Consider the following 23,157-nt stretch of genomic DNA (forward strand, 5'->3'; position numbering starts at 1 on the left):
AACAACATGGCTACAGGTTACAAACTGTAGTACCCTACCTTTAATTACAATTAGTTATCGAGAGGCTTACACCTTGAGTGACATGGCAAAAAATTTAATTCTGTGGCTTGTTATCGCGGTAGTGTTGATGTCGGTATTCCAGAGCTTCGGCCCTGGGGAAAGTAACGGCAGAGCAGTAGATTACACCACGTTTGTACAGGAAGTTGGCCAAGGCCAGATTCAAGACGCACAGTTCAATAACAGCGAAATCACTTTCACACGTCGTGGTGGTGGTTCTAAGTATGTAACTTACATGCCTGTTTATGATCAAAAGCTACTTGATGACTTAATTAATCAAAACGTAAAAGTTCAGGGTACACCACCTGAAGAGCAGAGCCTGCTTGGCACTATCTTCATCTCATGGTTCCCAATGATCTTACTGATTGGTGTATGGATTTTCTTCATGCGTCAAATGCAAGGCGGCGGCGGCGGTAAAGGCGCGATGTCTTTCGGTAAGAGTAAAGCTCGAATGATGAGCGAAGAACAAATCAAAACCATGTTTGCGGATGTTGCTGGTTGTGACGAAGCAAAAGAAGACGTGAAAGAGCTTGTGGACTACCTTCGTGACCCAAGCCGCTTCCAAAAGCTAGGTGGTAAGATCCCGACAGGTATCCTGTTGGTTGGTCCTCCTGGTACGGGTAAAACATTGCTTGCAAAAGCGATTGCCGGTGAAGCGAAAGTACCGTTCTTTACTATCTCTGGTTCTGACTTCGTTGAAATGTTTGTTGGTGTTGGTGCATCTCGTGTGCGTGACATGTTCGAACAAGCGAAGAAAGCGGCACCTTGTATCATCTTTATCGATGAAATTGATGCTGTAGGTCGTCAACGTGGCGCTGGTGTTGGTGGTGGTCACGATGAACGTGAACAAACACTGAACCAAATGTTGGTTGAGATGGATGGTTTCGAAGGTAACGAAGGTATTATCGTTATCGCTGCGACTAACCGTCCAGACGTACTAGACCCTGCATTACTTCGTCCTGGTCGTTTTGACCGTCAAGTTGTGGTTGGTCTACCGGATGTACGTGGTCGTGAACAGATTCTTAAAGTACACATGCGTAAAGTGCCACTATCAGGTGATGTTGAACCGTCGCTGATCGCTCGTGGTACTCCAGGCTTCTCTGGTGCAGATCTTGCGAACCTTGTGAACGAAGCGGCGCTATTTGCTGCTCGTGGTAACAAGCGCAATGTATCTATGGTTGAGTTTGAACTTGCGAAAGACAAAATTATGATGGGTGCAGAGCGCCGTTCAATGGTTATGTCTGAAGAAGTGAAAGAGTCAACGGCTTACCACGAAGCGGGTCACGCAATTGTTGGTCGTTTGGTACCTGAACACGATCCAGTGTACAAGGTGTCAATCATTCCACGTGGTCGTGCGCTTGGTGTAACCATGTACTTGCCAGAGCAAGATCGTGTGAGCATGTCTCGCCAACATCTAGAGTCTATGATTTCTAGCCTGTACGGTGGTCGTCTTGCTGAAGAACTTATTTACGGTAAAGACAAAGTGTCAACTGGTGCGTCTAACGATATCGAACGTGCAACTGATATTGCTCGTAAGATGGTTACGCAGTGGGGCTTCTCTGAGAAATTGGGTCCTCTTCTTTACGCAGAAGAAGAAGGTGAAGTTTTCCTAGGTCGCGGCATGAGCCAAGCTAAGCACGTTTCTGATGACACGACTAAGCTTATCGATGAAGAGATTCGTATCCTTATCGACCGTAACTACGATAGAGCTAAGAAGATTCTTGAAGATAACATGGATATCATGCATTCGATGAAAGACGCTCTAATGAAGTTCGAAACGATCGATGCAGGTCAAATTGATGACTTGATGGAGCGTAAGCAAGAGATTCGTGATCCAGCTGGTTGGGGTGATCAGGTAAAAGCTGAACCTACAAAGGAAGAAGCAAAACCTGAAGCTAAGGCAGAAGAAGCTAAAGCGGAACCAAAAGCTGAAGAGTCGAAAGTTGAAGAAGTTAAATCTGAAACAGATGATGCTCAAAACAAAGATTCTTAATCGCTAAGTTATAAATTAAAACCCTGAGTACGCTCAGGGTTTTTCTGTTTCTAGCCCTAGATGTTTTTACCTTTAAGACCCACCTTCCATGATATTAAAAGCACATAATAAAACGCTCGTTTTAGACCGCCCACATGTGATGGGTATCCTCAATGTTACGCCTGACTCTTTCTCTGATGGCGGAAAATTCAATTCATTAGATAGTGCTCTACTGCAAGCAGAGCGAATGATTCAAGCTGGTGTTAGCATTATTGACATTGGTGGTGAGTCAACTCGCCCGGGAGCACCTGATGTACCTTTAGAAGAAGAGCTCGCTCGCGTTATTCCTGCCATTAAAGAAATTCGCGCTAAGTTTGATGTGTGGATCTCCATTGATACCAGTAAAGCTGAAGTGATGCGCCAAGCCGTTGAAGCGGGGGCTGATTTGATCAATGATGTGCGCGCACTACAAGAGCCCGGAGCTCTGGAAGCGGCCGCCGATGCTAATGTGCCAGTTTGCCTGATGCACATGAAAGGTCAGCCAAGAACCATGCAAGCTAACCCTAATTACGATGATGTCCTAATGGATGTTGAAGCGTTCTTAAAAGAAAGGGTGGAGGCTTGTGAGGCTGTTGGTATATCAAAAGATCAGCTGATTCTGGATCCTGGTTTTGGTTTTGGTAAAACCATTGAGCATAATTACCACCTATTAGCGCACCTTGAAAAGTTTCACAGGCTTGGGTTGCCAGTCTTAGCGGGGATGTCGAGAAAGTCGATGATCTTTAAGCTACTAGACAAAGCTCCAGCAGATTGCATGGTTGCTAGCGTCACTTGCGCTACCATCGCTGCAATCAAAGGCGCACAAATTATTCGCGTTCATGATGTTGAAGATACATTGGAAGCGATGAAGATAATCGAAGTGATGAATAACAATCACTAATCATAATTAAGGAAAATCAATATGTCTGATAAGAGACGTTACTTCGGCACAGATGGTGTACGTGGCAAAGTAGGCCAGTACCCGATTACACCTGATTTTGTTCTGAAGCTTGGCTGGGCTGCGGGTCGTGTTCTTGCGAAGCAAGGCACAAAGAAAGTCATCATTGGTAAAGATACTCGTATCTCTGGTTACATGCTTGAGTCAGCGCTAGAAGCTGGCCTTGCTGCTGCTGGTCTTCAGGCTACGTTTACTGGCCCAATGCCAACACCTGCTGTGGCTTACCTAACTCAAACCTTCCGCGCTGAAGCCGGTATTGTTATCTCTGCATCACACAACCCATACTACGATAACGGTATCAAGTTCTTCTCTTCTGAGGGAACAAAACTGCCGGACGATATCGAGTTGGCAATTGAAGCTGAATTGGATAAAGACATCGAATGTGTTGATTCATTTGAGCTTGGTAAAGCAGTACGTTTGAACGATGCGGCTGGCCGTTACATCGAGTTCTGTAAGAGCACATTCCCAAATCAGATGACGCTTGCAGGAATGAAAATTGTTGTCGATTGTGCACATGGTGCGACTTACCACATAGCTCCTGCCGTATTTAAAGAGCTGGGTGCTGAAGTTATTGCGATTGGTGTTGAGCCAAACGGTACTAATATCAACCACGAAGTCGGTGCGACAGATGTACGTGCTCTGCAAGCAAAAGTGGTTGAAGAAAAAGCGGCATTAGGTCTTGGCTTTGATGGTGATGGTGACCGTATCATCATGGTTGACGAGCTAGGTAACAAAGTTGATGGCGATCAAATCGCTTACATCATTGCTCGTGATGCACTGCGTCGCGGTGAGTTGAAAGGTGGCGTTGTTGGTACACTAATGACCAACCTTGGTATGGAAAATGGCCTTAAGCAGTTAGGTATTCCGTTTGTTCGTGCTGCTGTTGGTGACCGTTACGTAATGGAACAGCTTCTTGCTAAAGGCTGGAAGATCGGCGCTGAAAATTCGGGGCATGTTATCCTACTAGATAAAGTGACGACGGGTGATGCTATCGTTGCTGCTCTGCAAGTTTTGGCTTCAGTTGTTGATAGCGAAATGACACTGAATGAGTTGTCTCAGGGCATGACGTTGTACCCTCAAGTTCTAGAAAACGTTCGTTTCAGCGGAGATTCAAACCCACTAGAAGCCGAAGCGGTAAAAGCAGCGGTTGTTGAAGTAGAAGCAGAGCTTGGCGAGAAAGGCCGTGTACTATTACGCAAGTCTGGTACCGAGCCACTACTGCGTGTCATGGTTGAAGGCGAAGATGCAGAGCTTGTTCAAGCATCAGCGCTTAAGATTGCAGATGCAGTAAAAGCAAACTGCTAATTTAACCTTTTACTTAGCTGGCGCAGCGAATAGCGCTTGTGATTAGAAGTGGTTGACTTATATCACGGTCAAAAGATATAACGGTCAAAAGAGACATAAATGAGTTTTGTGTCGCTTTTGACCTTTTTTTGACCATTCACTTGGTAAAGGCTTATTTTTTAGCAAATTCTCCTTGTCAGCCATCGTCGCATTCGCTAGTATTGCTCGGCCTTCAGTTAGGAGGTCGCTAGCCTTGTTCTTAAAAATAGTTTTTTGAACGGCGCTGGCTCAACAATTAGGAACATAGGTGGAAAAATGTTTACAGTTCTACTTGTGATTTACCTGTTGGCAGCGCTTGGTGTAATTGGCCTAGTGTTGATTCAACAAGGTAAAGGCGCAGATATGGGAGCCTCTTTCGGTGCTGGCGCTTCAAACACTGTGTTTGGTGCTGGTGGCTCAGGAAATTTCCTTACCCGAATGACTGCAATTTTTGCAACTACATTTTTTATCCTTAGCTTAGTGCTTGGTAATATGTCTACACATAAAACTGAGTCACAATGGATTGACCCGACCCAAGGTCAGGTGATTCAACAAGCTGATGATGCAGTGAGTGAAGTTCCGGCGCAAGGCGACGAAATTCCACAATAATCTGTAAAGATTTGATGCCGAGATGGTGAAATTGGTAGACACGCTAGCATGAGGTGCTAGTGCCTTAGGGTGTGAGGGTTCGAGTCCCTCTCTCGGCACCATGTTTACAAACTTGTAAAACATCTTGTTGGGCGTATAATGCTCGCAAGTCGGACGCGGGATGGAGCAGTTTGGTAGCTCGTCGGGCTCATAACCCGAAGGTCGTCGGTTCAAATCCGGCTCCCGCAACCACATTTCAATGCTATTATATAGCTTGTATTGGTAGCAAGTTTGCACAGTGTGAACCTCACTGTGAGTTAGGTGCGATATCGAATGTGATGGCACTTAACATATAAGGGTCCAGCAACAAAAACCCCGGCTTATACGGGGTTTTTTGTTATCTAAGCATTTGTAAATGTATTTAGATAATGTTTGCTTGGAATTTAAATTGGGCTTTGAGCCCTTTTTTTGTTTCTGGAGTGGTTAAATGACTGGTTTAGAAAGACAACTTACTGAAATGCTTGACGCTCCAGTAGCAGCATCAGGTTATGAGTTAGTTGGATTAGAATTTATTCGTGCTGGTGAGCACTCAACGCTACGTATTTACATCGATTCACCAAACGGTATCAATGTAGATGATTGCGCTGAAGTTAGCCACCAAGTAAGTGCCGTAATGGACGTTGAAGATCCAATTTCAGTGGCTTATAACCTTGAAGTGTCTTCACCAGGTTTAGAGAGACCACTGTTCAAAGCAGAGCATTACCAACAATTTATTGGTCACGAGGTAAGCATCGTTTTGAAAATGGCTGTCGGCAACCGTCGTAAATGGAAAGGTGATATCCAATCTATCGAAGGCGAGACAGTGAAAGTATTGGTTGAAGGACAAGAAGAAGAATTCGTCCTGAGCAATATTGCGAAAGCTAACCTGATCCCTAAATTTTAGTTCTCCTAGAGAGAAGAGCTTAAGAGGCTAGATTAATGAACAAAGAAATTTTGGCGGTAGTAGAAGCTGTTTCAAATGAGAAAGCAGTTCCTCGTGAGCGTATTTTTGAAGCGCTTGAAATCGCGCTTGCAACGGCAACAAAAAAGAAAAGCGAACTAGAAATTGAAGTTCGTGTTGAAATTGACCGTAAAACGGGTGATTTCGAAACTTTCCGTCGTTGGGAAGCTGTTGAGGAAGTTGAATTCCCAACAAAAGAAATCTCTATTGAAGCTGCAAAGTACGATGACCCAGAGATCGAACTTGGCGGTTTCATTGAAGATGATATCGAATCAGTAACGTTTGACCGTATTACGACTCAAACGGCTAAGCAAGTTATCGTACAGAAAGTACGTGAAGCTGAACGCGCTCAAATCGTTGAGCAGTTCATCGATAACGAAGGCGAGCTAGTAACTGGCGCAGTTAAGAAAGTTAACCGTGACACTATTATTCTAGACCTAGGTAACAACGCTGAAGCGGTAATCCTTCGTGATGACCAACTTCCTCGTGAAAACTTCCGTCCAGGTGACCGTGTTCGTGGTCTTCTTTACGCAGTTAAACCAGAAGCTCGTGGTTTCCAGCTTTTCGTTACTCGTTCGAAGCCAGAAATGCTAGCTGAACTATTCCGTGTTGAAGTGCCTGAGATTGGTGAAGAGCTAATTGAACTTAAAGGTGCTGCACGTGACGCTGGTTCTCGTGCTAAAATCGCTGTGAAAACAAACGACAAACGTATTGACCCAGTTGGTGCGTGTGTTGGTATGCGTGGCGCACGTGTACAAGCTGTTTCTAACGATCTTGGTGGTGAGCGTATTGATATCGTTCTTTGGGATGATAACCCGGCTCAATTCGTAATCAACGCAATGGCTCCTGCTGATGTTGCTTCAATCATCGTTGATGAAGACGCACACTCTATGGATATCGCTGTTGAAGCGGATAACCTAGCACAAGCGATTGGCCGTAGCGGTCAAAACGTACGTCTAGCGTCTCAACTTACTGGTTGGGAACTGAACGTAATGACTGTTGCTGATCTTGAGAAGAAGCACCAAGAAGAAGCAGTTGCTTCTATTGAAAACTTCATGAAGCACCTAGACATTGAAGAAGACTTTGCTCAAATGCTTGTTGAAGAAGGCTTCTCTACGCTTGAAGAAGTAGCATACGTTCCTGTGAACGAGCTTCTTGAAGTCGACGGTCTAGACGAAGGTATCGTTGAAGAACTACGTAACCGCGCAAAAGACGCACTGACTACTCTAGCGCTAGCGAAAGAAGAAACTTTCGACGGTGTTGAGCCTGCTGAAGACTTACTTGCACTTGAAGGTCTTGAGCGTGAAATGGCTTACAAGCTAGCAGCAAAAGGCGTTGCGACACTGGAAGACCTAGCTGACCAAGGCGTTGATGAACTAGAAGGCATCGAAGACCTAACTGCAGAGCGTGCAGGCGAGCTAATTATGGCTGCGCGTAACATCTGTTGGTTCGGCGACGAAGAATAATTCAGCAAGGAGAGAAAGCGGTATGACACAATTAACAGTTAAAGCACTGAGTGAAGAGATTGGTACGCCAGTTGACCGCTTAATTGAACAACTTGCTGATGCAGGCATGAAGAAAGCAGGGTCGGATCAAGTGACTGATTCAGAGAAGCAAACATTGCTAACGCACCTTAAAAAGGAGCACGGCGATACTTCAGGCGAAACAGAACCGACTCGTTTAACTCTTCAACGCAAGACCCGCAGCACGCTAAGTGTTGCCGCTGGAGGCGGTAAGAGTAAGGATGTTCAAGTAGAGGTACGTAAAAAGCGTACTTACGTGAAGCGCAGCACTATTGAAGATGAAGCGAAACGTGAAGCTGAGGAAGTAGCTAATCGTGAAGCGGAAGAGAAAGCACAACGCGATGCTGAAGAGCAAGCGAAACGTGATGCTGCAGAGAAAGCACAGCGCGAAGCTGAAGAAAAAGTAACACGTGAAGCGGATGCAAAACGTGAAGCTGAAGAGAAGGCTCAACGCGCACAAGCTGAAAAGGCTAAAAAAGACATGAATTCAAAAAATGCAGACGCTAACGCACAAGCGAAAAAAGAAGCGGATGAACTTAAAGCTCGTCAAGAGCTAGAAGCAACTCGTAAAGCAGAAGCTGAAGCAGCTAAGCTTGTTGAAGAAGCTCGTAAGTTAGCAGAAGAGAACCAAGAACGTTGGTCTGAAGAAGAGAAGAAGAAGAAAGAGCAAGAGAAATCTGCGGATTACCATGTGACTACTTCTACTTACGCTCGTGAAGCTGAAGATGCGGCAGATAAGAAAGATGAGAAAGCACCTCGTCGTCGCAAGAAGAAAGCAGCTCCTGCTAACCAACCTGCAAACAACCGTGGTGGTCGTAACCAGCGTGGTCGTGGCGGTAAAGGTAAGCTTGCTAAACCAACTTCAATGCAGCAAGGCTTCGATAAGTCAGCAACTGTTGCTAAATCTGACGTTGCTATCGGCGAAACTATCGTTGTTTCTGAACTGGCTAGCAAAATGTCAGTTAAAGCAACTGAAGTTATCAAAGTAATGATGAAGATGGGCGCTATGGCGACTATCAACCAAGTGATCGACCAAGAAACAGCACAACTTGTTGCTGAAGAAATGGGTCACAAGGTAATCCTACGTAAAGAAAACGAACTTGAAGAAGCAGTACTAGCTGACCGTGATAGCGATGCTATCGCTGAAGGTCGTGCTCCTGTTGTTACTATCATGGGTCACGTTGACCACGGTAAAACTTCAACACTTGATTACATTCGTAAAGCACACGTTGCTTCTGGCGAAGCTGGCGGTATCACGCAGCACATTGGTGCTTACCACGTAGATACTGACAACGGTATGATCACTTTCCTTGATACTCCTGGACACGCGGCGTTTACAGCTATGCGTGCTCGTGGTGCTCAAGCGACAGATATCGTTGTACTTGTAGTTGCAGCAGACGATGGCGTAATGCCACAAACAATCGAAGCAATCCAGCACGCGAAAGCGGCAGGCGTTCCTCTGATTGTTGCTGTGAACAAGATCGATAAAGAGGGTGCAAACCCAGACAACGTTAAGAATGAGCTAGCTCAATACGACGTTATCCCTGAAGAATGGGGCGGTGAGAACATCTTCGTTCACATCTCTGCAAAACAGGGTACAAACATCGATGGTCTTCTAGAAGCAATCCTTCTTCAGTCTGAAGTTCTTGAACTTACAGCGGTTAAAGAAGGCATGGCGTCTGGTGTTGTTGTTGAATCTCGTCTTGATAAAGGTCGTGGTCCAGTTGCAACAGTACTAGTACAGTCTGGTACTCTAAACAAAGGCGATATCGTTCTTTGTGGTCAAGAGTACGGCCGTGTTCGTGCAATGCGTGATGAAAACGGTAAAGACATCGAAACTGCAGGTCCATCTATTCCTGTAGAAATTCTAGGTCTTTCTGGTGTTCCTTCGTCAGGCGATGAAGCGACTGTTGTACGTGATGAGCGTAAAGCACGTGAAGTTGCGAACTACCGTCAAGGTAAATTCCGTGATGTTAAACTAGCTCGCCAACAAAAAGCGAAACTAGAGAACATGTTCGCGAACATGACGGCTGGCGAAGTTGCTGAGCTTAACGTGGTACTTAAAGCTGACGTTCAAGGTTCTGTAGAAGCGATTGCTGACTCTCTACTGAAACTGTCAACTGACGAAGTGAAAGTGAACATCGTAGGTTCTGGTGTTGGTGGTATTACTGAAACTGATGCAACGCTTGCTGCAGCTTCTAACGCTATCATCCTTGGTTTCAACGTTCGTGCTGACGCAACTGCGCGTAACACGGTTCAGAACGAAAACCTAGATCTACGTTACTACTCAATCATTTACCAACTAATTGACGAAGTTAAACAGGCGATGGGCGGTATGCTTGCTCCTGAATTCCGTCAAGAGATCATTGGTCTTGCACAAGTTCGTGACGTATTTAAGTCGCCTAAACTTGGTGCAATCGCTGGTTGTATCGTGACTGAAGGTACGATTAAGCGTAGCAACCCAATCCGTGTACTTCGTGAAAACGTTGTTATCTACGAAGGTGAACTAGAGTCACTTCGTCGCTTTAAAGATGACGTTCAAGAAGTTAAGAACGGTTACGAGTGTGGTGTCGGCGTTAAGAACTACAACGACGTTCGCGTTGGTGACCAGATCGAAGTATTCGAAATCGTTGAGGTTAAACGTACTCTAGACTAATCAGTCTGTACGACTCGACATATTGACTAAGGTTACTAACATTACTAGTAAAGGTAATAAGTAATCGGTTGTTGAATACACCATGGGGGGCTGGTAATTACCAAGCCCCCCATCTTTCTAAGTGAGAAAAGAAAATGTCAAAAGAATTTAGCCGCACACAACGTGTGTCTCAGCAGCTTCAAAAAGAGCTTGCTCTTATCCTACAACGTGAAGTTCGTGACTCACGTATTGGTATGGTAACTATCTCAGACGTAGAAGTGTCTCGTGACCTTGCTTACGCAAAAGTGTTCGTGACTTTCCTGTGTGTTGGTGAGCAAACTCCTGAATCATGCCTTAAAGCTCTTAAAGAGCATGAAGTGCCAGTTCGTATGGCTCTTGGTAAGCGTATTCGCCACCGTCTAACGCCTGAAGTTCGTTTTACTTACGACAACACACTAGTAGAAGGCATGCGTATGTCTAACCTAGTAAGTGAAGTTCTGAACGATGATAAGCGTAAGCAAGAAGAAGCTGGCCGCACTGACGAAGCTCAGTCTAAGGGCGAAGAGTAATGGCTCGCCGTCGTAAAGGTCGCCCTATCAACGGGGTAATTCTATTAGATAAGCCGACTGGTATTTCGTCTAATGATGCACTGCAAAAAGTAAAGCGTATTTACTTTGCAGAGAAGGCAGGGCACACCGGTGCTCTGGATCCTCTTGCGACTGGCATGCTGCCAATTTGTCTTGGTGAAGCGACGAAGTTCTCTCAGTTTCTTCTAGATTCTGATAAGCGCTACGTTGTTATCGCTAAGCTTGGTGAGCGTACCAATACCTCTGACTCTGATGGTGAAGTGGTAGAGACACGTGATGTTAACGTGACTCAAGAACAGCTTGAGCGTTGCATTGCGAGCTTCAAGGGTGAAACCGATCAGATACCATCAATGTTTTCGGCATTGAAGTATCAAGGTAAGCCTTTGTACGAATACGCACGTGCAGGTATCGAGGTTCCTCGTGAGTCTCGTAAGATCGCTGTGTACTCTATTGAACTGCTTCGCTTTGAAGGTGATGAAGTTGAAATGGAAGTGCATTGTTCGAAAGGCACATACATCCGCACAATTACCGACGACCTTGGTGAAATGCTAGGTTGTGGTGCTCACGTGACCATGCTTCGTCGTACAGGTGTCGCAAAGTACCCATACGAGCGTATGGTGACTTTGGAGCAGTTAAACGAGATCCTAGAGCAAGCACAGGCGCAAGAAATTGCACCGAAAGAGCTGCTTGATCCACTGCTGATGCCAATGGACACTGCCGTTGAAGACTTACCAGAAGTAAACCTGAACGCGGAACTGACTGACCTAGTTCAGCACGGTATGCCAGTTCAGGTTGCTGGTGCGCCAACTGAAGGCACGGTTCGTATGACAAGTGGCGAAGAGAAGCTGTTTGTCGGCGTAGCTCAGATTGCTGAAGATGGCCGAGTTGCACCGAAGCGTTTGGTTGTTTTCAGAGATGAAGAGCCACAAGCGTAGCGCTTACATCGGATCTTAGCGCTGAGTCGTGAAAAGCGAGCAAATAAGATAGAAAGCGAACGCCTAATTTAGGTGGTTCGCTTTTTTCGTTTTTAATGGGTTCGATTGTTATTGCACCAACTGACAAACTTCCCTATAATCCTCGGCTCGCGTAGCGGCTGAATCAGAGATTGGCTGCTACAAATATAAACTTACTCTTATCAGGAGAGAATTATGTCTCTGAATGCAGAAACTAAAGCAGCAATCGTTGCAGAATACGCACAATCTGAAGGCGACACAGGTTCACCAGAAGTACAAGTAGCACTACTTACTGCTTCTATCAACCACCTACAAGGTCACTTCAAAGCGCACAAACACGATCACCACAGCCGTCGTGGTCTACTACGTATGGTTTCTAGCCGTCGTAAGCTTCTTGATTACTTGAAAGGCAAAAACCTTGCTCGTTACCAAGACCTAATCAAGCGTCTAGGCCTACGTCGCTAATAGCGATGTCTGCAAAGACAGTTTGAAGAAAAGGAGCATTTATGCTCCTTTTTTTGTGCCTGTAAGAAAATGCTAGGCTGGATGCTCAGAATATCATCTGGCTTTTTCTGATAGGAAATATATCTCCTAATAAAAATAGTTTATACTACGCCCGCCTATAGCGTTTTCAGCGTTTGGCAATCAACCTCTCAAGAGATTACAGTCACAGATGTCGGCCAATAGGTCGCGACTATTCAAAGGCGGATTTGGTCTTAATTCGGCGTATGAACACATACAAAGAGTCACCATCCTAAGTCCCTTTTCACTAGTCGCGATTGGTAATGTCTTGAGTCATTATTCACTTAATCTAAAGTCTGACTTTAGAGCTAAGGATATACAATGTTTGAAAAACCAGTTGTAAAATCGTTCCAGTACGGTAACCACACCGTTACTCTAGAAACGGGCGTAATTGCACGTCAAGCTACTGCTGCTGTAATGGCGACTATGGACGATACTTCAGTATTCGTTTCTGTTGTTGCTAAGAAAGAAGCAGTTGCAGGTCAAGACTTCTTCCCACTAACAGTAAACTACCAAGAGCGTACATACGCTGCGGGTAAAATCCCAGGTGGTTTCTTCAAGCGTGAAGGTCGTCCATCTGAAGGCGAAACACTAACAGCTCGTCTGATTGACCGTCCAATTCGTCCACTTTTCCCAAGTGCGTTTAAAAACGAAGTTCAAGTTATCGCTACGGTTGTTTCTATCAACCCTGACGTAAACCCAGACATGATCACTATGATCGCAACATCTGCTGCGCTTGCTATCTCTGGTGCTCCATTCAATGGTCCTATCGGTGCTGCACGTGTTGGTCACATCGACGGCGAACTTGTTCTTAACCCATCAAATACTGAGCTTGAAAACTCTAAACTAGACCTAGTTGTGTCTGGTACAGAAGGCGCAGTACTTATGGTTGAATCTGAAGCAGATAACCTATCTGAAGAAGAAATGCTTTCAGCTGTTGTTTACGGTCACGACCAACAACAAGTTGTAATCAAAGCAATCAACGAGTTTGCTGCTGAAGTTGCAACTCCATCTTGGAACTGGGAAGCACCAGCAGTTAACACTGAGCTTAAAGCTCAAGTTGCTGAACTTGCTGAAACTCGTCTATCTGACGCGTACCAGATCACTGAGAAAATGGCTCGTTACGAGCAAGTTGGCGTAATCAAGAACGACGTTGTTGAAGCTCTAATTGCACAAGACGAAAACCTAGATGAGCGCGAAATCCGCGGCATGCTTGGTTCTCTAGAGAAAAACGTAGTACGTAGCCGCATCATCGCTGGCAACCCACGTATCGATGGCCGTGAAAAAGACATGGTTCGTGCGCTAGACGTACGTACTGGTGTTCTTCCACGTACACACGGTTCTTCTCTATTCACTCGTGGTGAAACTCAAGCACTTGTTACTGCAACGCTTGGCACACAACGTGATGCTCAAATCATCGACAGCCTGATGGGTGAGAAGAAAGACAACTTCCTTCTACACTACAACTTCCCTCCATACTGTGTAGGTGAAACTGGTTTCGTTGGTTCTCCTAAGCGTCGTGAAATTGGTCACGGTAAGCTTGCTAAACGTGGTATCCAAGCAGTAATGCCTTCTGTTGAAGAATTCCCATACACAGTTCGTGTTGTATCGGAAATCACAGAATCTAACGGTTCTTCTTCAATGGCTTCTGTATGTGGTACATCTCTAGCTCTTATGGATGCTGGTGTTCCAATCAAAGCTTCTGTTGCGGGTATCGCAATGGGTCTTGTTAAAGAAGGCGACGACTTCGTTGTTCTTTCTGACATCCTTGGCGACGAAGATCACCTAGGTGACATGGACTTTAAAGTAGCAGGTACTAACGCTGGTATCACTGCACTTCAAATGGACATCAAGATCGAAGGTATCACTAAAGAGATCATGCAAATTGCACTTAACCAAGCGCAAGGTGCACGTAAGCACATCCTTTCTGTAATGGATGAAGCTATCTCTGGTGCTCGTGAAGATATCTCTGAATTCGCTCCACGTATCCACACAATGAAAATCAGCTCTGATAAGATCAAAGATGTTATCGGTAAAGGCGGCGCAGTTATCCGTGCTCTTTGTGAAGAAACTGGTACTACAATCGAAATCGAAGACGATGGCACAATCAAGATTGCTGCTACTGAAGGCGCAGCTGCTAAAGAAGCTATCCGTCGTATCGAAGAGATCACAGCTGAAGTTGAAGTTGGCCGCATTTACCAAGGTAAAGTTGCTCGTCTAGCTGACTTCGGTGCATTCGTTACTATCCTTCCAGGTAAAGATGGTCTAGTACACATCTCTCAAATCGCTGACAAGCGCGTTGAGAAAGTGTCTGACTACCTAACTGAAGGTCAAGAAGTTCCTGTTAAGGTTCTTGAAATTGACCGTCAAGGCCGTGTACGTCTAAGCATGAAAGAAGCAGTTGAAACGCCAGCTGAAGGCGAAGCACCTGCTGCTGAGTAATTCTCAGTGTGTCGATGGTGATATCGCTTTTTAGTGATTTCTAACCTATCGTCAACAAAGCATGTTATAAAGGGGAGCATATCGCTCCCCTTTTTTATTGCGGTCATAACAGGAGTAATTATTTGTGAAATGGTTTCAAACCGCGAGTATGTGTTTACTGCTTGTACTAACAGGTTGTGCGACAACATCAGATAACACCTCAAGTTGGGTTTATCCACCGATGGCTGTGCCACTGCAACCAAGCGTTCAGCAAGAAGTTCAAATTGCACGTCTTAGTCAGTTATTACAGCGCCCAGATTTGAACGATGAAGTTCGAGCTAAGATGCTGTTTGAACGTGGTAACTACTACGACAGTGTTGGCCTGCGTGATCTCGCGCGTCTCGACTTCAACCAATCTCTTTCATTGAACCCTGCTCAACCTGATATCTTCAATCTTTTGGGTGTTTACTTTACGCAGGTAGGGGAGTTTGATGCGGCTTATGAATCTTTTGATTCTACGTTAGAGCTTGATCCTGCAAACTCTTACGCAGAAAGGAACCGCTCTATCGCGCTTTACTATGGCGAGCGTTACGACTTAGCCAATGAAGAGATGATGAAGCACTATGCCGACGATCCTAGCGATCCGTTTCGCGCTCTGTGGTTGTACATCATTCAGCATGAGCTGACGCCAGAGCAGGCTAAGCTTGATTTGCAAAAACGTTACGAGAGCCGTGATGAGCAGTGGGGTTGGGTATTAGTCGCGATTATGCTTGATGACATTACTGAAGAGCAGGCTTTCAAGGCGATCTTAACCGGTACTCGTGACAACACGTTACTTGCGCAGCGTCTAACAGAGACGTACTTCTACCTTGCTAAGCGTTACCATATGAATGGTGATTACGCGAATGCTATCTCTTTGTACAAGTTGTCAGTCTCTTTTAACGTGTATGAATACGTAGAACATCGTTACTCTTTCTTAGAGTTAAGCCGTATCTTCACCACACTTAAAGCTGAGCACTTAGCGCAAGTTAAGCTGGCTGAGGCCGAAGAAGAAGCCAACGCTAAGTAAGCAACACATTTTGATTCCGAAAAGCCGCTGTCTGTCAGCGGTTTTTTTATGCTCCTTTTTTATGATCTTCATCTCGTTTTGATTGCTTTTTATTTAAACAACACTAAAATAGTTAGCCTTGCTAACTAAATGCTATTCTTTGATTAGGTGAGTATGCTGAACCAGAATTTAGAAAAGATTGAGCGCTTCGCCTCTAAGATATGGCGCACTCAGGTAAATGAAGATCCTATTTGCCAATTGAGCTTCAATGAATATGACTATTTGAAGGTCATTCAAGCCTCTCCTGAACCGATCCGATTGACAGATCTGGCGATTGAAATGCAAGTAACCAAGCCTTCAGCAACTACTATGGTTCAAAGGTTAGAGAGAAAAGGTCTCGTTGAGCGTAAAGCTTCGCTCGAAGATGCGAGGTCTAAGTTGGTCGTACTGACCAGCAAAGCGGAAGTCGGCTTGGAAGAAGAAAGTAAGATCTATCAGGTCATGGCACAGATACTGGAAAGCCGTTTGTCTGAGCAAGAATCTCAGCAGTTAAACCTATTATTAAATAAAGCTTTAAAGTAAATAATTTAGATATTTAGTTAGCCTTGTTAACTAATTTTTCGAGTCATATCTTGTTGATATGCGACTCACAAATGAAAGTAGAGTAAGAAATGAGTAACTCAATTAGTCGTCAATTTTGGCGATACACAATCCCTACCGTGGCGGCCATGTTGGTTAATGGCCTGTACCAAGTGGTGGATGGCATCTTCATTGGCCGCTATGTGGGGGCTGATGGACTTGCAGGTATCAATGTTGCGTGGCCTGTGATTGGTTCGATTCTTGGTATTGGTATGTTGGTGGGTGTGGGCACAGGTGCGCTTGTCTCGATTCGCCAAGGTGAAAAAGATACTCAAGGCGCTAAGCAGATCTTAGCAACGGGCTTAACCTTGTTGTTAGCGATAACGCCTATTGTCTCTGCATTGCTGTTCTTGTTTGCTGATAACTTCTTGCTTTGGCAGGGCGCTGAAGGGCGAGTGTATGAACTTGGTCTGCAGTACTTACACATTCTGATTGGTGCTAGTGTCTTCACGCTAGGTTCGATCGCGATGCCGTTTCTACTGCGTAACGATGACAGTCCGAACTTAGCGACGATACTGATGATCGTTGGTGCGGTGATTAATATCGTGCTCGATTACCTGTTTATCGCTCTCTATGGCTGGGAGTTGATGGGTGCAGCATTAGCAACAGCGATTGCCCAGTTTGTAGTAACGGCTCTCGGCTTGGCTTACTTCTTCTCGCGTCGAGCAAACCTACGTTTACGTTGGAATGAGTTGAGATTGAAGCTGGATGTGATTCCACAAATCTTCGCCATTGGTACATCAAGCTTCTTTATGTACGCTTATGGTTCGATGATGGTGGCGTTGCACAATGCGTTGTTCTCTCAATATGGCGACCAGTTGATGATTGGTGCTTACGCGATTTTGGGCTACATCGTGACGGTTTATTATCTCACGGCTGAAGGTATCGCCAACGGCATGCAACCATTGGTGAGCTACAACCATGGTGCGCGTAACCAAGCAAACATCCGCAAGCTACTTAAGATTGCGATGATGAGTTCGGTATTGATTGGTGTGGCGTTCGTGCTGCTTCTCAATGCGTTCCCACGTGAGTTTGTATCAGTATTTAACTCAGACGAACCTCAGTTGGTTGAGTACACCGTGTTGGGTATTCGCCTTCACATGTTTGCACTGGCGCTGGATGGCTTCTTGGTAGTCGCAGCTGCTTACTATCAAGCGGTGAACAAGGGCAGCAAGGCGATGTTTGTGACTATAGGTAATATGCTAATCCAACTGCCGTTCCTGTATATCATGCCTAAGTTGTATGGTGTGCCGGGGATCTGGATTGCGTACCCACTGTCTAACATCGCGCTAAGTGTGGTGGTGATGGTGATGCTCTACAAAGATATAAAGAAGCTCGATGCCTCACCGATGGAAACCGCGGCGGCATAGGTCGCGTTTCTTAAGTCGAATAAAATAGGTCTAGCGAATGCTAGACCTTTTTTGTATTTGTTACTGGTTAGTCCAATGCGAGGAACTAGATGTTCTTAACGTCTAAACCTGCAAGCTGATGCCAATACCCATTACATTGGCGGCTTTCAATCTTCATCGGTTTTTGACCTTGCTCGTTCGCTCTGAAGTTATTGATTTCAGAGAAGGTATCGATACCGAGAGGGCTTAAACGAACCACATCAACCAGGTCGTGCATGTTCGGTAAATCATTGACTAGGTTGTAGCAGTAGCCTGATTGCGTCTGAATACCGTTAAGGTTGAAGACTGATTGGCCTTCTTGGCTTTCTACTTGTAGCCCTGTTGGGTACTTGATACAGCAGGTTTCGCAATCGTCTTTAGCTTTGTTTTCAGCGCGAGCGGTAAAGCAGCGTGCTGAGTAAGCAAGCGGCAGGTAGCCGTGGCTAAACACTTCAACTTCGAACTTGTTACGAATATTTAGCTCTTCGCACTGGGTCATTACGTTGCTTAGCCATTCGCGAGAAAGCTCAACCGGCATACACCAACGCGTCATGCCTTGTTTCAAGAATAGGTTCAGGGTGCGTGCGTTGTAGGTGTTTACTGCCGGGCCAACCACGAAAGGTACTTTGCTTTCGCTGGCCAGTTGAATTGCAGACACATCATTGGCTTCGATCGCAAAGTCACCGTTATCGATGTACTTCTTCATGATGTTGACTTCGCTTGGTGCTTCTAGCAATGCCATGGTGGAAAGTACGACTTGCTTACCTGAAGCAGACAGCTCTTTAGCAATGTCCATCCAGTGTTTCGCTTTCATCTCACGACGCTTTGAACACACCGCTTCACCTAGGTAGATGATATCGGCAGAGCTTGATTTCGCTTGCTCATAGAAGCTTTCAACGTCTTGTTTTGGCCAAAAATAAAGTAGAGGGCCTAATGCGTATTTCATTGAGTTCTCCATTTGGCTCTATTGCCATTTACGGTGATAAGCGCCAAGCGTGGTTTGTGTACCTTCCGATACATTCGCCAGTGTCGCATTCCAAGCTTGTTCCACTTGGTATTGTTCTGGGTTCGCTAAGTAGCGATCGATAGCTGCACGCCACGTACGAGTGACTTGTTCAACATAAGCCGGGCTGCGTTGGCGACCTTCAATCTTCACTGAGGCAACGTTCGCCGCGAAAAGCTCAGGCAACATGGATAGCGTGTTGAGGCTGGTTGGCTCTTCAAGTGCGTGATAGCGCTTACGTTCACCATCGATATCTGCTTCAAAGCGGCCTTTACACAGCGTTGGGTAACCTGCGTTTTCACCTGCTTCATATTTATCGATAAGGATTTCGTTCAAGCGAGATTCGAGGCCAGTTTCTGTTTCTTGCCAGCGAACGTATTTCGCCGGAGAACAAGCACCAACAGTATTTGGTGATTCGCCTGTCATGTATGAAGAGAGGTAGCAACGGCCTTCTGCCATGATGCACAAGCTACCAAAAGCGAATACTTCAAGGTCAACGTCAGAAGTGATGTTACGAGAAAGCTGTTTGACCTGATGAATCGACAACACACGCGGTAGTACGACACGCTTAACGTTGAAGTTTTTATGGTAGAAGTCGATAGCCGCCGCATTGGTCGCAGATGCTTGCACTGATAGGTGCAGTTCTAGATCTGGATACTTATTTGCTGCGTACTCAAGCACCGCGATGTCTGCGATGATCAGCGCATCAACACCCAGAGCAGCGGCGTTGTCTACGGCATTAGTCCAACGGTCGAAGCCATTTGGGTGAGCAAACGTATTTAGGGCAACATGAATTTTCTTGTTGTGGTCATGCACATACTGCACAGCACGATCGAGCTTTTTACCCGCAAAGTTTAGGCCTGCAAAGTGTCGGGCATTGGTATCGTCTTTGAATCCGATATAGACAGCATCCGCACCACAATCAATAGCGGTTTTCAAAGCAGGTAAGTTACCCGCTGGGCATAAGAGTTCCATTTGCTCACTACCAGTAGAATTAAGTTGAAGCGAGCATTTTATGAAGAATTGTGAATGACGGAATTGATGTAAGGCAGGTTTAGATGGATAAATCTGCTTTTACTCCGTTTGAAGTACTGACGAGTGAACGTTTTACATGTTGGCTTGGTTTAAATATGAGGTACTTGATTAGTTCTTATGACGGCGGTTTTGGGCAAACAACTCTTCGACATCTTGTTTTGGTTGCGGACGGTAGAAGTGGAAGCCTTGAATCGAACTACAGTTGAGGTTCGATAATAGAGTCGCTTGCTCACTGGTTTCGACACCTTCAGCAACCACGGTCAAATCGAGAGATTTACCTAGGTTGATGATGTTTTCAATTACGGTGATTTGCTTTGGTAGGGTATCGATATCAGAGATGAAAGCACGGTCTATCTTAAGCTCATCAATTGGGAAGCGAGCAAGGTAAGACAGTGAAGAGTAACCTGTACCAAAATCATCAATGGAGAGAGCAAAGCCAAGTTTCTTGATGGCGTTAAGCATTTGGAGTGTGTGTTCACTATCACTCATCACCGCACTTTCCGTTAGCTCGAACGTAATCGCACTTGGATCAAGCTCGGTCGAACGTAGTAGCTTTTCCATGTAATCAATCAGCTTTGGGTTACCAAACTGTTCTGGTGAAAGGTTGATAGCCACTCGACCTGGAAGGATACCTTGCATCTTCCAGCGTTTAACCGTAGCAAACACTTCGCGCATTACCACTCGGCCAAGTTGTTCGATAAGACCAGCTCGCTCCGCTACAGGAATGAACGCAGCAGGACTGATATAACCTTCGACAGGATGCTTCCAACGTACCAGAGCTTCAGCGCCGTTGATGGTGAAATCACGGGCATTCACTTTTGGTTGATACCAAACCTCAAGTCCATTCTGTTGCAGCGCTTTTTGTAGCTCTATCTCAAGCCACAGTCGCATGCGCGCTTCTTTGTTCATCTGTTCGTTGAACTTGATCAGGCGGTTGCGACCACGATCTTTGGCTTCATACATTGCTGTGTCTGCATTTTGCAGCAAGATACGAGCATCAGTCCCATCTTGAGGAAAGCTCACGCTACCAATTGAGCAGGCTAAGCGTTTGCTAAAGTGGTGAAGATCGAAGGGTTGGTTGATAAGGGATATGATCTTTTCAGCGAGCATTTCAGGTGTTCGCTGATGTTCAGGTTCTGGCAAGATAATACCAAACTCATCCCCGCCTAAATGCCCAATCACGGCCTTACGAGGCAGTAAGCGTTTAAGGCGCGAAGCGACCTCTTTTATCACCTTGTCACCGATGTGATGACCAAGTGAGTCATTGATATTCTTGAAGTTATCAATGTCTAAGTAGAGCATCACCACCGGCGTATCGTTGTGAATGAACTGCTCAAGACGCTTAGTAAACCCAACTCGGTTGTAGAGCTTGGTCAGTGCATCGATGTAGGCATCTTCACTGTTTGCCGGTGTGTATTGTTTTGCGGTTTCTTGTGCGTCTTGGATAAGCACCAACTGAGTGTTGCTTCCAAGAACAGTGGTGGAGTCGATGTTGAGCTGAACCTTACGTTCAAAGCCGCATCGTGCACCCGTTAAGCAAACCAAACCAGACTCAGAAATAATAGAGCTGAGGTTATTATTGAAGACTGTTTTGGTTTGTTCATCGATAAATAGGCGTCCCAACTCTTCACCAATTAACTCTGTGGTTGAGTTAAAGCCAAGCAAGCGCGCTGCTGCTGGGTTAGATGACAAGATGTAGTCACTTTCAACGAGCAGTAATCCATCTGGAAGTAGTTGAGATAGTTTGTGGAATTTGGCTTCGGATTCTTCTAAAGAACGGACAAGTACTTGGTTTTCTGATGTGTCGAAGGCGTGAAAGACGATGTAGTCGGTTTTGTTGCCATTGGTAAGCGGAGATAGGCTGAAATGAAGGCTGGTATCGAGGTCTGTTTCGTTGAGGGTGACTTCGGCCTCAATCGTTTCGCCACTGAATGCACGCTCATAGTAAGGCTTGAGATGTTGGTAGAACTGTTCGCCCAATGTTTGGCGATCATTCATGCCTGCAAGCTCTGTTTGACTCAAACCAGCAATATCGCAGTAACGCTCATTCACCATAAAATAGTTATGTTGAGCATCAAGTACTGCAAAAAAGAACGGACTATTTGCAGTTAGCTGGGTAAACCAATGTTGTAGTTGTTGGGGAGGCATCAAAGTACTACCAATTCTCCAAGAGCTTGAATATTCACTATCGATAAATATTTATTACTTTTTGTGTGGCTATCGATATTTACCTGTGAGTGCAGCGATCCGCTGTAATTCTCATTACCTGAGTTACTATAACTGTGATTTTCAGGATATTAAAGGTCGAGTATCAAACAGAAGTTAATTTGATACATAACAGTAACTGAGATCTCAACATCATCTATGATGCATTCCATATTATTGACAAAGTTACGGATAAGTCACGTGATAAACAAGATTCGCACTCAACTAGTTCAAAATGCCGCATCAATTTTGCGATCTCCAGTCCAGTTATTGCCTAAAACAGTACAAAAAAGAGCCTTATTGGAGGCGCTTAAGAATGTATTCAAGGAAGCTTTAGAGGACGGTGACTTTGAGTTTTTAGAAGACAAATGGCTGAAAGTCTCAATAAAAGACATGGGGTTAAGTTGGTGTATTAGCTACAAAAATGAGCAACTGGTTGTAGCTGATAATGAGGTGGTTGAAGATGTAAGCTTTAGCGGCAATCTTAACGATCTTGTGTTGATTGCGGGACGTAAAGAAGACCCAGATACGCTTTTCTTCCAACGTCGACTGTCTATTGAAGGTGATACAGAGCTCGGTTTAGAGGTCAAAAACTTGATGGATAGCGTAGATTTGGACTTATTGCCGACTCCTATGAAAACTTTGTTAAATCAATTAGCTGATTTTGTGCAGAAGGGAGTACAATCCCCAGATACACAAAGTGAGGTAATGAATGCTTATTCGAACTGAAGCACCGGCAGATATACTTGTCATTGATCGTTTATTGAAATCTGTTTTTGAAACGGATGCAGAAGCTAATTTGGTTATGAGCTTGCGTGAGAATAGTCATTTAACGCTATCGCTGGTGGCTTGCTCCGACGAAGGCGAGGTGGTTGGTCACCTGATGTTTAGCCCAATTACCCTTAAAGGTGACGATCACAACTGGCAGGGGCTTGCACCACTTGCTGTGAAAGAAGAGTTCCGCAACCAAGGCATTGCTAAATCACTGGTTGAAGATGCTTTCTCTACTTTGGTTGATTTTGGTTACCCAGCCTGTGTCGTGCTTGGTGATCCTGCCTATTACGGTCGCTTTGGTTTCAAGGCTGCGAGTGAATTTGGTTTGAGCTGCACTTGGGATGTACCTGAAGGAGCTTTCCAAGCTATCGAGTTAGTTGAAGGTGCGCTTGCAGGGCATTCTGGTGAGATTGCTTACAGTCCTGAGTTCAACGACTTATAAGCTGATTTATCACGCAACAAGATACAAACTGATTTAGTCTAAATA

At 45.2% G+C, this 23,157-nt stretch carries 19 protein-coding genes and 2 tRNA genes; 18 read left to right on the forward strand and 3 right to left on the reverse strand.

The features are described 5' to 3' along the window. The first annotated feature begins 82 nt into the window (after positions 1-82). The 16 genes from ftsH to AB4209_RS03810 all read left to right on the forward strand — a co-directional run bounded on the left by ftsH (position 83) and on the right by AB4209_RS03810 (position 17,635). Positions 83-2,050 carry an ATP-dependent zinc metalloprotease FtsH gene (gene ftsH, locus AB4209_RS03735; RefSeq protein ID WP_017068905.1) on the forward strand — a complete coding sequence of 656 codons (1,968 nt, stop codon included), beginning with the start codon at positions 83-85 and terminating at the stop codon, positions 2,048-2,050. An 88-nt stretch (positions 2,051-2,138) separates the two neighbouring features. Further along, positions 2,139-2,969: a dihydropteroate synthase gene (folP, locus tag AB4209_RS03740; protein ID WP_372054876.1), complete on the forward strand. Its 831-nt coding sequence runs from the start codon at positions 2,139-2,141 to the stop codon at positions 2,967-2,969. Between the two features lie 21 nt (positions 2,970-2,990). Continuing rightward, positions 2,991-4,331: a phosphoglucosamine mutase gene (gene glmM, locus AB4209_RS03745; protein ID WP_017072092.1), complete on the forward strand. Its 1,341-nt coding sequence runs from the start codon at positions 2,991-2,993 to the stop codon at positions 4,329-4,331. 294 nt (positions 4,332-4,625) lie between these two features. Further along, entirely contained in the window at positions 4,626-4,958 is a 333-nt protein-coding gene (gene secG, locus AB4209_RS03750; RefSeq protein WP_017059392.1) for a preprotein translocase subunit SecG, read from the forward strand. A gap of 16 nt (positions 4,959-4,974) precedes the next feature. Further along, positions 4,975-5,059, forward strand: a tRNA-Leu gene (locus AB4209_RS03755). A gap of 53 nt (positions 5,060-5,112) precedes the next feature. Next, positions 5,113-5,189 (forward strand) — tRNA-Met (locus tag AB4209_RS03760). 235 nt (positions 5,190-5,424) lie between these two features. Beyond that, complete coding sequence (rimP, locus tag AB4209_RS03765) at positions 5,425-5,880, forward strand: ribosome maturation factor RimP (RefSeq protein ID WP_004738265.1); 456 nt, start codon at positions 5,425-5,427, stop codon at positions 5,878-5,880. Between the two features lie 35 nt (positions 5,881-5,915). Further along, complete coding sequence (gene nusA / locus AB4209_RS03770; RefSeq protein WP_017059230.1) at positions 5,916-7,403, forward strand: transcription termination factor NusA; 1,488 nt, start codon at positions 5,916-5,918, stop codon at positions 7,401-7,403. 22 nt (positions 7,404-7,425) lie between these two features. Further along, positions 7,426-10,116 carry a translation initiation factor IF-2 gene (infB, locus tag AB4209_RS03775; RefSeq protein ID WP_017059231.1) on the forward strand — a complete coding sequence of 897 codons (2,691 nt, stop codon included), beginning with the start codon at positions 7,426-7,428 and terminating at the stop codon, positions 10,114-10,116. Between the two features lie 134 nt (positions 10,117-10,250). Continuing rightward, entirely contained in the window at positions 10,251-10,664 is a 414-nt protein-coding gene (gene rbfA / locus AB4209_RS03780) for a 30S ribosome-binding factor RbfA (protein ID WP_017059232.1), read from the forward strand. Then, positions 10,664-11,617, forward strand: coding sequence for a tRNA pseudouridine(55) synthase TruB (gene truB / locus AB4209_RS03785; RefSeq protein WP_372054878.1), 954 nt, complete (start codon positions 10,664-10,666; stop codon positions 11,615-11,617). Before rbfA ends, truB begins: the two co-directional genes overlap by 1 nt. A 213-nt stretch (positions 11,618-11,830) precedes the next feature. Next, on the forward strand, positions 11,831-12,100 hold the full coding sequence (rpsO, locus tag AB4209_RS03790) for a 30S ribosomal protein S15 (protein ID WP_010436144.1): 270 nt from the start codon (positions 11,831-11,833) through the stop codon (positions 12,098-12,100). A 378-nt stretch (positions 12,101-12,478) separates the two neighbouring features. Then, complete coding sequence (gene pnp, locus AB4209_RS03795) at positions 12,479-14,599, forward strand: polyribonucleotide nucleotidyltransferase (protein WP_017059234.1); 2,121 nt, start codon at positions 12,479-12,481, stop codon at positions 14,597-14,599. Positions 14,600-14,723: 124 nt separating this feature from the next. Continuing rightward, on the forward strand, positions 14,724-15,647 hold the full coding sequence (gene nlpI, locus AB4209_RS03800; protein WP_137001914.1) for a lipoprotein NlpI: 924 nt from the start codon (positions 14,724-14,726) through the stop codon (positions 15,645-15,647). Between the two features lie 153 nt (positions 15,648-15,800). Beyond that, positions 15,801-16,208, forward strand: a complete 408-nt coding sequence (locus AB4209_RS03805) for a MarR family winged helix-turn-helix transcriptional regulator (RefSeq protein ID WP_017056675.1) — start codon at positions 15,801-15,803, stop codon at positions 16,206-16,208. An 89-nt stretch (positions 16,209-16,297) separates the two neighbouring features. Continuing rightward, positions 16,298-17,635 carry an MATE family efflux transporter gene (locus AB4209_RS03810; protein WP_017063278.1) on the forward strand — a complete coding sequence of 446 codons (1,338 nt, stop codon included), beginning with the start codon at positions 16,298-16,300 and terminating at the stop codon, positions 17,633-17,635. Positions 17,636-17,720: 85 nt separating this feature from the next. On the opposite strand, the gene AB4209_RS03815 is transcribed toward AB4209_RS03810, so the two are convergent. The 3 genes from AB4209_RS03815 to AB4209_RS03830 all read right to left on the reverse strand — a co-directional run bounded on the left by AB4209_RS03815 (position 17,721) and on the right by AB4209_RS03830 (position 21,839). Beyond that, entirely contained in the window at positions 17,721-18,599 is an 879-nt protein-coding gene (locus tag AB4209_RS03815; RefSeq protein ID WP_017059237.1) for a U32 family peptidase, read from the reverse strand. An 18-nt stretch (positions 18,600-18,617) separates the two neighbouring features. Further along, complete coding sequence (locus AB4209_RS03820) at positions 18,618-19,631, reverse strand: peptidase U32 family protein (protein ID WP_017059238.1); 1,014 nt, start codon at positions 19,629-19,631, stop codon at positions 18,618-18,620. A 168-nt stretch (positions 19,632-19,799) separates the two neighbouring features. Next, on the reverse strand, positions 19,800-21,839 hold the full coding sequence (locus AB4209_RS03830) for a bifunctional diguanylate cyclase/phosphodiesterase (RefSeq protein ID WP_017068226.1): 2,040 nt from the start codon (positions 21,837-21,839) through the stop codon (positions 19,800-19,802). 216 nt (positions 21,840-22,055) lie between these two features. Between AB4209_RS03830 and AB4209_RS03835 the strand changes: the two genes are divergently transcribed. Next, positions 22,056-22,625, forward strand: coding sequence for an SCP2 domain-containing protein (locus AB4209_RS03835; protein WP_372054881.1), 570 nt, complete (start codon positions 22,056-22,058; stop codon positions 22,623-22,625). Beyond that, positions 22,609-23,112, forward strand: coding sequence for a GNAT family N-acetyltransferase (locus AB4209_RS03840; RefSeq protein WP_017059241.1), 504 nt, complete (start codon positions 22,609-22,611; stop codon positions 23,110-23,112). The genes AB4209_RS03835 and AB4209_RS03840 overlap by 17 nt, the downstream gene beginning before the upstream one ends. The last annotated feature ends 45 nt before the right edge of the window (positions 23,113-23,157 follow it).

Source organism: Vibrio sp. 10N.286.48.C11 (assembly GCF_041469805.1).
GTDB classification, from domain to species: Bacteria; Pseudomonadota; Gammaproteobacteria; order Enterobacterales; family Vibrionaceae; genus Vibrio; species Vibrio crassostreae_C.